Source organism: Pseudoflavonifractor sp. An44, from assembly GCF_002161675.1.
Classification (GTDB): Bacteria; Bacillota; Clostridia; order Oscillospirales; family Oscillospiraceae; genus Enterenecus; species Enterenecus faecium.
The window spans coordinates 61,741-74,899 of record NZ_NFIH01000001.1 but is presented as its reverse complement, the minus strand read 5'-3'; the positions used below and the strand labels follow the sequence as shown (position 1 = coordinate 74,899).

13 protein-coding genes are annotated in these 13,159 nt (G+C 44.2%); all 13 read left to right on the top strand.

Annotated features, from left to right (window positions below; translation table 11 throughout):
* Positions 1 to 849: 849 nt before the first annotated feature.
* The 13 genes from B5F98_RS00240 to B5F98_RS00185 all read left to right on the top strand — a co-directional run bounded on the left by B5F98_RS00240 (position 850) and on the right by B5F98_RS00185 (position 13,159).
* Positions 850 to 1,320 carry a hypothetical protein gene (locus B5F98_RS00240; RefSeq protein ID WP_087369122.1) on the top strand — a complete coding sequence of 157 codons (471 nt, stop codon included), beginning with the start codon at positions 850 to 852 and terminating at the stop codon, positions 1,318 to 1,320.
* A gap of 93 nt (positions 1,321 to 1,413) precedes the next feature.
* On the top strand, positions 1,414 to 2,250 hold the full coding sequence (locus B5F98_RS00235; protein ID WP_087369121.1) for a hypothetical protein: 837 nt from the start codon (positions 1,414 to 1,416) through the stop codon (positions 2,248 to 2,250).
* A 16-nt stretch (positions 2,251 to 2,266) separates the two neighbouring features.
* Complete coding sequence (locus B5F98_RS00230) at positions 2,267 to 3,397, top strand: SPFH domain-containing protein (protein ID WP_087369120.1); 1,131 nt, start codon at positions 2,267 to 2,269, stop codon at positions 3,395 to 3,397.
* A 26-nt stretch (positions 3,398 to 3,423) separates the two neighbouring features.
* The gene (gene essC / locus B5F98_RS00225; RefSeq protein ID WP_087369119.1) at positions 3,424 to 8,067 is read left to right on the top strand and encodes a type VII secretion protein EssC; all 4,644 of its coding nucleotides are present in this window, start codon (positions 3,424 to 3,426) and stop codon (positions 8,065 to 8,067) included.
* Between the two features lie 5 nt (positions 8,068 to 8,072).
* Positions 8,073 to 8,321 (top strand): EsaB/YukD family protein, encoded by a 249-nt coding sequence (locus tag B5F98_RS12575; protein WP_143482694.1) that lies wholly within the window; start codon positions 8,073 to 8,075, stop codon positions 8,319 to 8,321.
* Positions 8,322 to 8,338: 17 nt separating this feature from the next.
* Positions 8,339 to 8,641, top strand: a complete 303-nt coding sequence (locus B5F98_RS00220; protein ID WP_158099736.1) for a WXG100 family type VII secretion target — start codon at positions 8,339 to 8,341, stop codon at positions 8,639 to 8,641.
* Between the two features lie 36 nt (positions 8,642 to 8,677).
* A complete protein-coding gene (locus B5F98_RS00215; RefSeq protein ID WP_087369117.1) occupies positions 8,678 to 8,989 on the top strand; it encodes a WXG100 family type VII secretion target in 312 nt (103 codons plus the stop codon).
* Positions 8,990 to 9,019: 30 nt separating this feature from the next.
* On the top strand, positions 9,020 to 9,325 hold the full coding sequence (locus B5F98_RS00210) for a WXG100 family type VII secretion target (RefSeq protein WP_087369116.1): 306 nt from the start codon (positions 9,020 to 9,022) through the stop codon (positions 9,323 to 9,325).
* 82 nt (positions 9,326 to 9,407) lie between these two features.
* Positions 9,408 to 10,595 (top strand): hypothetical protein, encoded by a 1,188-nt coding sequence (locus B5F98_RS00205; protein ID WP_087369115.1) that lies wholly within the window; start codon positions 9,408 to 9,410, stop codon positions 10,593 to 10,595.
* Between the two features lie 16 nt (positions 10,596 to 10,611).
* Positions 10,612 to 10,884, top strand: coding sequence for a DUF4176 domain-containing protein (locus B5F98_RS00200; RefSeq protein ID WP_087369114.1), 273 nt, complete (start codon positions 10,612 to 10,614; stop codon positions 10,882 to 10,884).
* 38 nt (positions 10,885 to 10,922) lie between these two features.
* Entirely contained in the window at positions 10,923 to 12,065 is a 1,143-nt protein-coding gene (locus B5F98_RS00195) for a hypothetical protein (RefSeq protein WP_087369113.1), read from the top strand.
* A gap of 13 nt (positions 12,066 to 12,078) precedes the next feature.
* On the top strand, positions 12,079 to 12,351 hold the full coding sequence (locus B5F98_RS00190) for a DUF4176 domain-containing protein (protein ID WP_087369112.1): 273 nt from the start codon (positions 12,079 to 12,081) through the stop codon (positions 12,349 to 12,351).
* On the top strand, positions 12,293 to 13,159 hold the full coding sequence (locus B5F98_RS00185; RefSeq protein ID WP_158099735.1) for a protein phosphatase 2C domain-containing protein: 867 nt from the start codon (positions 12,293 to 12,295) through the stop codon (positions 13,157 to 13,159). The genes B5F98_RS00190 and B5F98_RS00185 overlap by 59 nt, the downstream gene beginning before the upstream one ends.

The following is a 13,159-nucleotide window of genomic DNA, read 5'->3' as shown; positions in this document are numbered from 1 at the left end:
TACCGCTGACGCGGGAAGGCTCATCGGAGAAATGAAGTCTGGCCTGTGTAACTGCTCAGTCACAAGCCAACAGGTGGAGCTGTGGTTTCACTGAGTGGCAAAGGCTGGCCATGACTTCTCACGGTGCGCAAAATAGACATTGGGAGAACTGTACCTAATAAGTGAGTATGTGAATCGGGATCCGTAGCAGTATGCGGCTAGTTCGAAGCATAAGCGGCACAGAAAATGAGTGTGCTCAGTTTGCTTGTCGGGTGTGGCATACCCTTACAAATATAAATAATCGACAACTGTTATAGATTTTTTGTTGTATTTTCAAGTGTTAGTTATTGTTACAATGACTGCGTTTTTACAATTATAGCGCTGGTGGCCGACAGCATATAATGAACAGCCATGCCACGATTTCCTATTATGCAACTCCGATTTTTCACATGTCATATTGACAATTGAGATGACAAGAAGTAGAATTAATTTACAATTAAAAGAAATAAAGGGGATTGATGGATTAACATAGACACAGGAAAAGAGAGAATTTAGGGCTTGTTGAGTATGATTATCACAGATTAACTTTCATGTACTTAGAACATGGTTGGGAGCGACTAAGAAAGTGATGACTCTTGCATAGAAAAATCTAGACACACTTATTACGTAATCAAAATAAAAGCAAAAAAGTCATGGATATGTTTGTGATTGTAATTGATGCTTTGAATTTGACTGAAGCTACTGTTAGATTGAACTCTTGGTTTTGTATAAACAATAAGAAGTTTGCAAGGGAACGAATAAAATTAACCTTTATTAGTCTTCTTGAGAAAGGCTGTTTAGGGATATAATTTGTTTGAGGAGGAATATAACATGGCAAACTCTAAGTTTACTGGCATTAGTGAAAGCTATATCTTCGATGAAGCTGGCGGGATGCGTGATCAGCTAGAGCAAACAATTCTAAACGAACTCCAGGCTAAACGTTATCCGTTGAAGGCCACTATTTCTACAATTAAAGCTAGTGGTCGTGGCCTTCTTGGGGCTCTTGGAGCAACCAAGGAGCAGTGTGTTGTAATTCAGGTGGATGATGAAGCTCAGATTGCGATCTCCAATACAACAGTTGGTACCTATCTGTATGTTGAAGTATATTTAATGATTCAAGAGAAAACTGGCCTGTTTGCTGGTTTGTCTGCAATGATGGATAATGCTTTCAAGCAGCAAAAACGAAATGCGTATTTTGTTGCGGCTAAAGCAGCAACTGAATCTGCATTTGGGATCTTGAATCTGAAGCAGTGTAATAGCGGTTATAAGTCTTCTAGTAGAACTGTAACCAACGATAACTAAATTGGGTTACGACTAGTAACTATCTTCTTGAGGGCGGGATGAGACATTGAATCTTGTCCCGCCTTTTTGAAATTTGACCGGGGGAGATATTAAATGGCAAAAATAAGTTTGATTTGCGAACAATGTGGCGGGAATATCATTCTCGATGATTCACACGAAATTGGAACCTGTGAAAATTGTTTTGCCCAGTTTGTTGTTAAGCAGGATCAAATCGTACAAAAGATTACACAGAATATTACCAAACACGTTTATGGGTATCAAGGAAAAGATGTGGAAGAATTATTAGCAGATGGATACAGATTACTTGACCTGGGGGATACTCGTGCAGCAAATGCCAAATTTAGTCGTGCCATTGACATTGAGCCTGATTGTTGGAGTGCACACCTTGGATATGCCTCTACTGGTGGGAATCGTTCCGGGTATTTATCTATGGTGCCTGAATACCGCAGAGCCTATAGTCTCGCTTCCACGGAGCAACAAGAAATCGATACTTTTGTTGATATGACTGGTTATCTTCCCGACAAGCATCTACGTTCTGCATTTGTTAGAGCTTTTAATATTGCTTCTAGCAAAGAACGTGTCAAGATCTTTAATCTTGTTTCTGGCGTTATCGGCTGTGATGAGTCTGAAATTGCCTCGTTGGCGGTAGATTTATGTCCAAATGACTGGAGAGCACTTTTCGCAATGGCAAAATTCAGGCAAATTAGGGCAAGATGGTGTGAATTGGAAGGGAATTTCTTCACAGGGAAGCATTTACCTAAAGCAGCACAAGAAGTTGTGGACATTTTCATGAAAGCGTATCGCTCTGCAAAAAGCGAAAACGAACAAGCAAAACAAACGATTATCTCATATGTAAATTCCCTTGCGCAAGATAATTCTTACAAGGTATTTACGAACACTTTGCTTTCTCAAATTCAAAGAGAAGGTTAATTAAGGAGGGATTTGAATGGCCATTATTGATAGAATAAAATATGATGGACCAACCAATGGAGCGCAATGGCTAATTTATAAATGTCCCTCTGAAGAATTTGTCCTCGGCTCACAATTAATCGTCAATCAAGGGCAAGAAGCTTTGTTTTTCAAAGGTGGAGAGGCTCTTGACTTATTTGGCACAGGTACGCATACATTGTCTACAGGCAATTTGCCGTTGTTAAAAAAAATAGTAAATTTGCCGTTCGGAGGCAAAACCCCATTTGCTGCTGAAGTTTACTACATAAACAAAACAGCTAATCTTAATATGAAATGGGGAACATCTACACCGATTCCCTTGGAAGATCCTAAATATGGTCTTATCTTAAACGTTGGTGCCCGTGGTCAGTACGGAATCACAATTACGGACTCTCGTTTGTTCGTATCTAAAATTATCGGTGCTGTTCCGAATGGTACGACGACCAATCCATTGATTATTTTAAGATACTTCAATGGCTTGATTAACTCGAAAATCAAATCTGTTACTGCTTCTTATATGATCCAAAAACAGATTTCCTTTCTCGAAATCTCTCAGTATTTGTCTGAATTGTCAGTAGCTTTCCAAGAAACTCTTAATGATGAATTTGAGCGTTTCGGTATTGAGCTGGTTAATTTCTACTGTGAGTCGATTGCACCAAAGCCTGAAGAATACGAAAAACTTCGTGGTTACAAGGAAGAATTAGCTCTCGGGCAGGGCTTCTACCAACAACGCCGTTCTCTCGATATTCTCGAAAAACTTGCAGAAAATCCGTCTGCCGGTGGCATTGCTAATGCAGGTATAGGCTTGGGCATGGGGCTAGGTGCCGCCGGACAATTTGGAAATGTATTTTCTGGAATAGGGCAAAATTTGAATACAACTCCAACCAACGATACTATAACTTGTCCAAAATGCGGTGCTACAAACAATACAGCCATGAAATTCTGCGGTAGTTGCGGAAGCAAACTATCCGCTACTATTATATGTCCGCACTGTGGTAAAGAAGTCCCTGACGGCATGAAGTTCTGCGGCGAATGCGGACAACCTATTGGCGCACAAAAATGTCCTTCCTGTGGTTTTGAAAATAAGCCTGGAATGAAGTTCTGTGGTAACTGCGGAGGAAAATTGTAAACACTATTTATAGAGGTGGTGAAAAGATGGCTAAATCCAAGAATAATTCGATGTCGGATTTCTTGGTAACGTTCTTCGTTGAAGATCGAGCAATTTCACGGATGCTGAGCGATGTCCTGAAAAACAGAAGTAATCATCTGTTCCTGGAAACTCTTGGACTTCCCACCGGCTTTGCTATTCCTTTTTCAAGGGAAGAAGGAGAGGCATCTGTCATTTATACTTTGAAACAAGACTACGACAATAACTATGAAGTAACGCTAAATGGTCATCCTTGCAATGACCGTGTGATACATAGTGGAGACTATTTTGTATTTAAGAATAACAATAATAACAGAGTAGTTAAAATTCTGTTTATTGCCACCTTGGATATACAGGTAGGCTATAAAAAGTACAAGCTGTCGAAAGACTCTAATATTTTTATAGGACGTACACCACTCAATGATATTTCATATGACTTTAGTAATTTTGTTTCAAGAGAAAAACACGCAGCAATACATATCGACAGCAACGGGAACGCATTTATTGAAGATCTGAAACGAAGCGTAGGCATTTATGTAAATGGTTACCTTACTCATTCGCAGCAATTGAAGCCATTTGATGAAGTTTTTATCGTGGGGCTTTCAATCATTTACATGGGTGATTTTATAGCAGTTCGTAACCTAAGGACTGGAAGCACCCTGTCATTGATGACATCTTTTTTGGTAAAAATACCTGTTGATGATACGAAAGAAAAGGAGTATTTTGTCAGCACTCCTCGAATCCTGAAATCATTGGATAACGACGAAGTGGAAATTGATGCACCACCAAGCCCATTCACCATAGAGAAAACCCCCGCAATTCTGACTTTGGGACCAAGTCTTACTATGTCCATGGTGATGTTGGCAAGTTTGGGAGTATCTATTACAAACGCAATCAGCGGCGGTGAATTATCTGCGATTGTTGCAAGTGGCACGATGGCGGTTGGTATGCTGTTAGGTTCACTGATGTGGCCTTCTTTGCTGAGAAGTTATCAAAAGAGGCGAACTCTGGCAGAAGAAGCCCACAGAAAAAACAGGTATTCATCGTACATCGCCGATATTGAAAAAGGCTTAGTTGCAAAACGAGAACGTACCGTTCGACTTCTGAACGACTCGTTATGTCCTTCTCCCGAAATTCTTTGCTCTATGCTTGATAATGAAAGCAATAAACTCCGTTTATGGGAACGTTCCTATGAGGATGACGACTTTCTTGCTATCCGTATAGGGGTAGGTAGCAGACCTTTTGAGGTTCACTTGAAAACTCCAAAGCAAGGATTTCAGTTATACGAGGATGAACTTCGTAATTTACCGACTGAGCTTTCAAAGAAATATGGTATTTTGAGCAATGTGCCTTTGACCCTTGATATTCGCACTAACCATACCATCGGTATTATAGGGAGTCGGAAAAATATCCGTACTATTCTTTATGAGACCATCCTGAATATTATCTCCCTTCATTCCTATGATGAAGTGAAGCTGGTACTCGTGAGTTCTCCCAAACAAGCACACATATTTAATGATTTCAAGAATGTACCTCATATTTGGAGCAATGATAAAAAAGTTAGATTTTTTGCTACCAATCCTGATGAGGTTCACTTCATTTTTAACATCATCGACGAGGTGATTAAGGAACGAGAAGGGGCTCAGAATCGGGATAATCCCCCTATCCCTTATTTTGTTGTGATCGTTACAGCGCAAAATTTAATTGAGAAAGAAGCTTTGCTTAGATATATCAATGATACTGACAACCAAGTCGGCATTACTACCATTTTTGCATACGGCGACATAACAAAGCTACCTAAATCCTGCAAAACTATTATTCAAAGCGATGATACTCGCACTGGATACTACATAAAGAACAAAAATGCTAACCGGTTTATCCCGTTTGCTCTTGATAACATAGAAACGAGTCACATTCGTTCTTTTGCTAAAGAGCTATCTCGATTGCCGATAAAAAGAGATTCTCGCTCTCTGGGCATCGTTGATCGAATTTCGTTCTTACAAATGTACAAGGCAGGCAATGTTAGGGAGCTTTGCATTGAAAGTCATTGGGACAACAACAATTCAGCAAAATCGTTGGCTGCGCCAATAGGTGTTATGGCAGGCGGTGAAGTATTTAGCCTGGATCTGCATGAAGCATATCATGGCTGTCACGGCCTTGTTGCTGGTACTACCGGTTCCGGTAAGAGTGAATTTTTGCAGGCATTTATCCTGTCACTGGCAATCAACTATAGTCCGAAAGAAATTGCTTTCGTTTTGGTAGACTTCAAAGGTGGCGATATGGCAAGACCGTTTATGGCCAAACCTTTTGCTCCGGCACTTCCGCACCTGTCAGCAACAATTTCTAATTTGTCAGGAAACATTCTATACCGTGCGTTGGTTTCCTTGGAAGCAGAGATAAAATCACGCCAGCGTATTTTTAATGAAGCCGCAGCAGCACTTGGTGTTGATAAGCTGGACATCAACTCCTACCACAAATATTACAAAGGAGGCCGCCTTGACACACCACTACCGCATCTCGTCATTATTATTGACGAATTTGCACAATTAAAGACACAGCAACCAGATTTCCTCGCTCAGCTCATCAATGTTGCTCAGGTCGGACGTAGTCTCGGAATCCATCTGATACTTGCGACGCAAAAGCCAAGTGGTATTGTTGATCCTCAGATTATGAGTAATTCTCGCTTCAGAGTTTGCCTGAAAGTCGCAGATAAACAGGACAGCGTTGATATGATAAACAAGCCTGACGCTGCCATGATCAAAAACCCTGGTCGTCTGTATTTGCAGGTTGGTTATGATGAGATTTACGAGTGCATTCAATCCGGTTACAGCGGAGCCGACTATGTTCCAACGAAAACCTACATGCCTGATGAAGAAATCACGGTGCAGATGACCGACAACACCGCCAATCCAATACACAGTGCCAAAGTCGAGCTCTCAAACGGCAAATCCGACAAAACGCAGCTGGAGGCTATTGTGGCCGAGATCGTTGCTCTTGGTCAGAAGCAGAATCTTTCTGCCAAACCGTTGTGGTTGGATGTACTGCCCGAAAAAGTTCTCCTGAGTTCTCTTGAAAAAGGAGCCAAAGGGCTATGCTCCGCGACGATCGGTCTTGCGGATTTTGTTCGGATCCAGGACCAGCGGCCTCTTGTAGTGGATCTTGCCAAAACGGGTCATATCGGGCTTTACGGAGCAAGTGGTACCGGAAAGACCACATTTCTGCAAACACTGGTCTATTCGATGGTGTGTGAATACGGCTATTCTCCGGCCGAATTAAACCTCTATGCCATGGATTTCGGCGGCCGAAACCTGGGCTATCTGTCGGATCTGCCGCACACCGGCGGAGTTGTCTTTGCCGACGAAGAGGAAAAGCTCTATGAACTTGCATCCGTGCTTCAGGGCATAATTGACGAGCGCAAGCGCCTCTTTGCCGACTATAATTGCGGGACCTTTGCCGACTATCGGGCTGTTTGCTCCAATCCATTGCCTGCCATTGTGGTACTCATTGATAACTTTGCCTCTTTCCGGGACAAATACATGGATGTTTCTGACGCCTTCATCGACATCATCAGTGCGGGAAAAACCTTCGGCGTTTATTTTGTAATCACCGGAAACACCCGAAACTCCATTTATTACAAGGTAACCGAGCATATTGCCACCTACTTCACCCTGAAGATGAACGATCCCGGCAATTACCTCGATATCCTGAATATGCGCCCGCCAATCATTCCGGAGGAGATCAACGGACGCGGCATCACCGTAATAAACAGAGAGGTCATTGAATTCCAGACCGCAATTGCTTTTGACGGCGAAAACGAATCGGATCGGATCGCAAAAATAAACGATAAATATCGGGCCCTTCGAGAGCATTGGCAGGGCTGCACGCCGATCCTGTTGACCGGTTCTGACGAAAGCTCTGGCGAAGGCTCTGTTTCCACGGTAAATTCTTCCTCCATTACTTTGCAGAGGAATCCGCAAAGCAATCCGCCTGAATCCATTTATGACGATACACACAATTTGATTCTTGGGACCTCCAAACCCGGGGCGCTGAGCTACGGAATAACACTTTCTCAGAATTCCAAAATCTGTGTCTGCGCCAATGGCTCGCATGATCTAAGGGAGTTCTATAAAAATCTTCTGGAGCGCATCTTTGCATACAGCGACCGAAAAGTTGTATTCATTGATGATGAGATCGGCACATGCAGAGATATTATCGATAACTTCCCATCCTGTCGCTATATCAACGGTTGCTCCGCTTTTGAGGAATTCATGGAGGACCTGAAGCCGGACCTGAACGCCCGATTGGAAGATCCCGAAAAACAGCATGAACGATTGTTCGTTATTGTTTCCGAGTTCAACAGCTTTTTCAGCATGATCTCCAATGAACAAGCCGCTTTTATGCGAAAAATCTTCCAGTACATGGATGATCCGAGGTATCAGATCTATTTTGTCTGCGGCTTTGATGTGAATGGCGACAAAAACAATGACTGGCTCTTCATGTCTCTGATCGTAAACGCTGAAAGTTATCTGCTCTGTCCCAACTGTTATAGAAAAGCCTCTGACAAGATCGAAACGCTCCCCCTTGTGCAGGATGTAAAACCCAATGCCTGTTATTTCTGCCTGAATGGGAAAAGTACCGAAATAAGGTGGTGAGATTCATGGAAAAAATATCGATCACAGTGAGAATCCCCGCTCTGGACAACACCTACGATTTCATCGTTCCAAATAATATGCCTGTTCAAAATATTCAGAATCTTATCGTAAAGATACTCAGTTCAGAATATGGGATTTCCACCACCAACAACGATGTGATGTTATTCGACACAAGCGACAACAAGGCCCTGCGCCTGGAATGCAGCTTTGCCCAACTTGGTATCTCCGAAGGTGCCAAGCTGCTGATGCTCTAGTCGAAAGGAGGTACTCCATGAAATACCGCATCAACTATTCCAAGGTCATTTCGCAGGCTAATTCCATTGCGGAAGACGCCTCCCGGCTTTCCGCACAGATCAAGCTGCTGGAACAGCTGGAACAGGATTGCCGTTCTGTGTGGAAAGGTCAGGCATCCGAAGCTTTTTTAGCCAAGCTCCGAACGCTGCGCGGTGAAATGAATCGTACAAGATCCCAAATGGCCAATCTGGCATCCACAATCAAATACTGTGCCGACAGGATTCAGTGCGAAGATCGTCAAGCCGAAGAACGTGCAGCTGCGCTGAAACCCGGGCATTAAGTATTCATCAAACCACAAATTGAAAGGAGAACTATCATGCCAAGCACCACTTTTGACGTTACCCCGGAAGAACTGGAAACCTCTGCAACCAAGATCGAATCCAAAACCGGCGAATTCACAAAGGCATACACCAGTATATACACTGCTGTGTCTGATCTCCGCGTAACCTACAAAGGCGAAGCAAGCGATACCTTCAATCAGAGAATCGAAGGCTATAAGAACGACTTCACCGCCGCTGAAAAGGCTTTGAAAAACTATGTTCAGTTTCTCCGCGAATACGCCAAAAAGATAAAATCCACGGAAGACGACATTAAGAGCAAAGCCAGCAGCCTCAGCGTTGGGCAATAAAGAACCCATTGTATTGAAAGGAGAAACATCATGGCACAGGTAGTTGTTGATTCTTCGGTTATGCGCGACAAGGCAAAGACCCTGGAAAACGCATCCGTCACCATCCAATCTCTGTATGCAGAAATGCTCCAGGAGGTTACCACCACTGCAAACCGCATGAAGGGCGTCACGATTGAAACAGAAAAAAAGCAGTTTGCCAGCATGCAGAGCACATTCGATACCATCGTAAAGGACATCAAAGCATACAGCACATTTCTCACCGAAGCCGCCGAAAGCTATGAGGCAGCTGAACTGGAAGGCACTCAAAGAGCTCAGGAACAGGGCAAGATTTTCTGAGCTTTATCATAATTCGTTTGCCCCCGGCAAGGCACATGCAGTGTCTTGCCGGGGGCACTGATGGAAAGGCGGTTGCAAAAACATGCCTCGCGTTTACGTTGAATTTTCTGGTTTGAAGCAGGCGGGAAATCGCTGTAAAGACATATCGTCAAGAGTCGATACGATTCGCTCGGATTTTCAGCATACCATTCAACAGCTTGACTGGGATGTCCGCTTTGAATCCAACATTAACAATACGGCAAGTCAGATTTCAAAAAAGCTGGAACAATACGCAAGAGCTCTGAACGCCTGCCAGAGCTTTCTCGAAGAAACACACAATGCGTACGCCAAACTGGATGCGTACAAAGGCAACTCTCTCGGAGATCTGGTTTCTCTGGGGAAAATCAACTATGCTGCTCTCACCCCTCTTGGCCCTGGAGGATGCCCGTCTGCTGATTGGAAAGATCAAATGGATGAGGATTTTCACGAAACGTTAAAAGCAATTCTGAAGAGTTACGATAAATGGGGAAATGTTAAGGAAGCAGGAGCTTTAAAAGACGTGATCTCCTATTTTGAAAGCTTCAAAGATTTCTTCACCGGTGATAAAAAAGGGATCACCGGTGCAAGCGACTGGTTTGATCTGGCCGATTCCAGCGTCAATGTGTGGGAAGGCCTGTATGGTTATTTTGCGGATACATATAGTGGCCTGAAGACCGGATTCTTTGGCGACATTGCAAAGAAAAACGTTAAAATTCTTGGTCTGTCAGGCGGATTCATGGGTTTAACTGCCTCGATTTTATCTGCAAGCAATGGATTGGACACTAAGCAGTGGCAAAGCATTGTCGCCGATTATATAGATTGTGGCAAGGATATTGTGTCGATCATCGATTCCGGATACGAACTTAAACACATCGGCGATATTAAAAGTCTGGCAGACATCAAGGCCGGGCCCTGGAGCGTAATGAATGTATATACCGCCATCGGTGAATCTGCATTCCGCTCAATCGCGCAAGGTTTTCGAAGCCACAAAAAGTATTATGCAGATGGGACATGGGATCTGGGTGACACCGGAGCCACCGGAATTGATATTTCAATGGCCGGTATATACGGGATCAGTCACAGCCTGACTCTTGGCCTGGATGATCTGATTTTTGGTGCCATCGACAGTGCAACCGGCGGAAGCGGAAACGCCGATATGACCTATTATGAAAAAGCCGCCGAAGGATACAAGATTCTGGCGCGTGAATGTGGGCAAGCCATTGGAAACTGGTGGGTCGAACTGACCACATAAAACTCTGGGAGGAAACATGAAAGATTTATTACCTGTTGGAAGCGTTGTGCTGCTGAAAGACGCAACCAAAAAACTAATGATCATCGGCATTATGCAGGTCAAGCCGGAGGAAAACAAGGTCTATGATTACCTGGGTGTTCCCTATCCGGAAGGCTATGTGGGATCGGATAACAACTTTCTGTTTAATCACACCAACATAAATGATGTTATTTTTACGGGGTATACCAACCCCGAACGGGATATTTTCCTAAAGGCCCTCGATATTTTGTATACCCAACGCAATCCGTAATTTGGAAAACACTTCACCCGGAAGGAAGTGATGGGAAAATGCCTAGAATTTACGTTGAGTTTTCCGGCCTGAACCAAATCAGCAGCAGATGTAAAGCAGTATCATCCGCCGTAGATTCCATTCAATCTGATCTTCAAAGTACTGTTCGCCAGCTTGACTGGGATGTTCGTTTTCAATCGAATATAAACAACACCGCCACGCAGATCGCCCGGAAACTCGAAGATTATTCCAGAGCATTGGACGCCTATCAGCAGTTCATCAACGAAACACATGATAAATATATCAAACTGGACGAGTACAATAGCCTTTTTGTCTCCCCCATTCCTCTCCCCGGTGTGAATAAGATTGTGGGTCCAGGCGGACAGCTCCAGACCTTCACCGATGAATTCTGGTCTGAATTCGGCTGGAAGCAGCTTCTTTCCGGGGCGGGATATATCGGAACTATTTACAATTTAATCAGTGATCTAAAAAACGGAAAAAGCTGGCGGGATTTTGCCAAGGCCGGCGTGGATACCTACCAGTTTTTGTCCGGAGCCGCCAAGACATACAATAACTACAAAAAAATCGGTAATGCGGTGGGAACCAAAACCGCAATGTGCTGGTGGGCTAAAAATATCACAGGATTAAAGGCTCTGGGCAGAGCATCCTCGGCAAAAAATCCATTCACCCGTTTTGCAAACAACCTTACCAATAAGACCTCCCCCTTTAACGCACAGTTCAAAAATATCATCAATAATTTCAAGGGTGCCAACGGTGTTGGAAAAGCGGTTGCATCCTGGGGTGCGGTTGCTGTAAACGGTGTGCTGAATTGGTTCAGCAACAAGGATGAGCAGGCCAATTCAAACGGAACGATGTCTGACGGCAGAGTCGTTGCGGAAACCATCACGGAAACCGCGGTCGACACTGCATTGACCTATGGCGCCGGCATTGTTGTGGGTGCGGCTGTCACAGCGGCTTTCGGCACGGTGGCTGCTCCCGGCATCGTCGTTGTGGCCGCCAGCGGCGCTGTTGTCGCTGGTATCAATGCAGGCGTCAAGGCCCTGACCGGAAAAACAACCACGGAATGGATCTCTGACACGATTCTGGATACCGGCGAAGCCATTGGAAATGCTGTCAGCAATGCTGCACAAAATGTTTCGGAATCAATAGGAAGTTGGTTCGGAAAACTCTCATTCACATAGCGGAGGAATTATTATGAAAATCAGGGATTTATTGCCTATCGGCTCCATTGTGCGCCTGAAAGACGGAGAAAAACGATTGATGATCAACGGCATTATGCAAAGCGATGCCAGCGGAGACGGAAAAGAATACAATTATCTTGGAATTTTATATCCAGAAGGACATATCGGGGATCAATTCCAATACTTGTTCAATCATGAAGACATCAAAGAAATTGTTTTCCGAGGGTATGAAGATATTGAACGGACCGAATTTCTGGACAAGCTCACAAAATTATATGAACAATGATACCATTGCCGCTGCTTGCCTGACACATATCGGCAAGCGACTCAACCAAGAAGACAATTTTCTTTTCAACGGCGTTTATCTGACTTCAGAGCTGCAAACACAGCTGACATATCGCCACTGCTATTTTTCCAGCGTCGCTCCTGCATCAAAGGTGCAGCTTTTTGCCGTCAGCGACGGCATGGGTGGTCACAACGCCGGAGAAGTTGCCAGCCGAATTTGTGTTGAGAAACTTGCCCTTGCGCACAAAGAGCTCCAGCAATACAGCTCGATCAAAGCTGCTGTAAGCTATCTTCAACAGCTTATTGCCGACATCAACAACACCGTCTGCGAGATGAGCCGCAGGCAACCAGAATGGAAGGGCATGGGAGCTACACTTGTTTTGTTGGTTGTCTGCGGAGCGGAATGCGCCGTCTTAAACGTTGGCGACAGCCGCGCTTATCAGTTCAGCAACCACCAGCTTGACCGGATCACAAAGGATCACACCGAAGGGCAACGGATGCTGGATCTGGGCCTGCTTACAAGGAAAGAACTTTCCGGTTTTCCTGCCCGCAAACATCTAAACCGTTATATCGGTTACGGTCAAAGTGGCTATGTTTTACAGGCGGATGAATACTATCCCGCTTTGGAGAACGGAGTAATTCTTCTATGCAGCGACGGTATCTCGGACTTCATCCCTGAGGCCCGAATCCTGGAAATTCTGGACTCAGAACATGAACCGGTAATTGCGGGAAAACAGCTCATTAGCGAGGCTGTAACAGCCACCAACGCGGACAACGCAACCGCAATACTGATACCATTTAGGAGATGA

What these genes read in the sequence shown, in the direction of transcription:
- B5F98_RS00240 (WP_087369122.1), top strand. Translation starts at nt 850, where the DNA reads ATGGCAAACTCTAAGTTTACTGGCATTAGTGAAAGCTATATCTTCGAT.
- B5F98_RS00235 (WP_087369121.1), top strand. Translation starts at nt 1,414, where the DNA reads ATGGCAAAAATAAGTTTGATTTGCGAACAATGTGGCGGGAATATCATT.
- B5F98_RS00230 (WP_087369120.1), top strand. Translation starts at nt 2,267, where the DNA reads ATGGCCATTATTGATAGAATAAAATATGATGGACCAACCAATGGAGCG.
- essC (WP_087369119.1), top strand. Translation starts at nt 3,424, where the DNA reads ATGGCTAAATCCAAGAATAATTCGATGTCGGATTTCTTGGTAACGTTC.
- B5F98_RS12575 (WP_143482694.1), top strand. Translation starts at nt 8,073, where the DNA reads ATGGAAAAAATATCGATCACAGTGAGAATCCCCGCTCTGGACAACACC.
- B5F98_RS00220 (WP_158099736.1), top strand. Translation starts at nt 8,339, where the DNA reads ATGAAATACCGCATCAACTATTCCAAGGTCATTTCGCAGGCTAATTCC.
- B5F98_RS00215 (WP_087369117.1), top strand. Translation starts at nt 8,678, where the DNA reads ATGCCAAGCACCACTTTTGACGTTACCCCGGAAGAACTGGAAACCTCT.
- B5F98_RS00210 (WP_087369116.1), top strand. Translation starts at nt 9,020, where the DNA reads ATGGCACAGGTAGTTGTTGATTCTTCGGTTATGCGCGACAAGGCAAAG.
- B5F98_RS00205 (WP_087369115.1), top strand. Translation starts at nt 9,408, where the DNA reads ATGCCTCGCGTTTACGTTGAATTTTCTGGTTTGAAGCAGGCGGGAAAT.
- B5F98_RS00200 (WP_087369114.1), top strand. Translation starts at nt 10,612, where the DNA reads ATGAAAGATTTATTACCTGTTGGAAGCGTTGTGCTGCTGAAAGACGCA.
- B5F98_RS00195 (WP_087369113.1), top strand. Translation starts at nt 10,923, where the DNA reads ATGCCTAGAATTTACGTTGAGTTTTCCGGCCTGAACCAAATCAGCAGC.
- B5F98_RS00190 (WP_087369112.1), top strand. Translation starts at nt 12,079, where the DNA reads ATGAAAATCAGGGATTTATTGCCTATCGGCTCCATTGTGCGCCTGAAA.
- B5F98_RS00185 (WP_158099735.1), top strand. Translation starts at nt 12,293, where the DNA reads ATGAAGATATTGAACGGACCGAATTTCTGGACAAGCTCACAAAATTAT.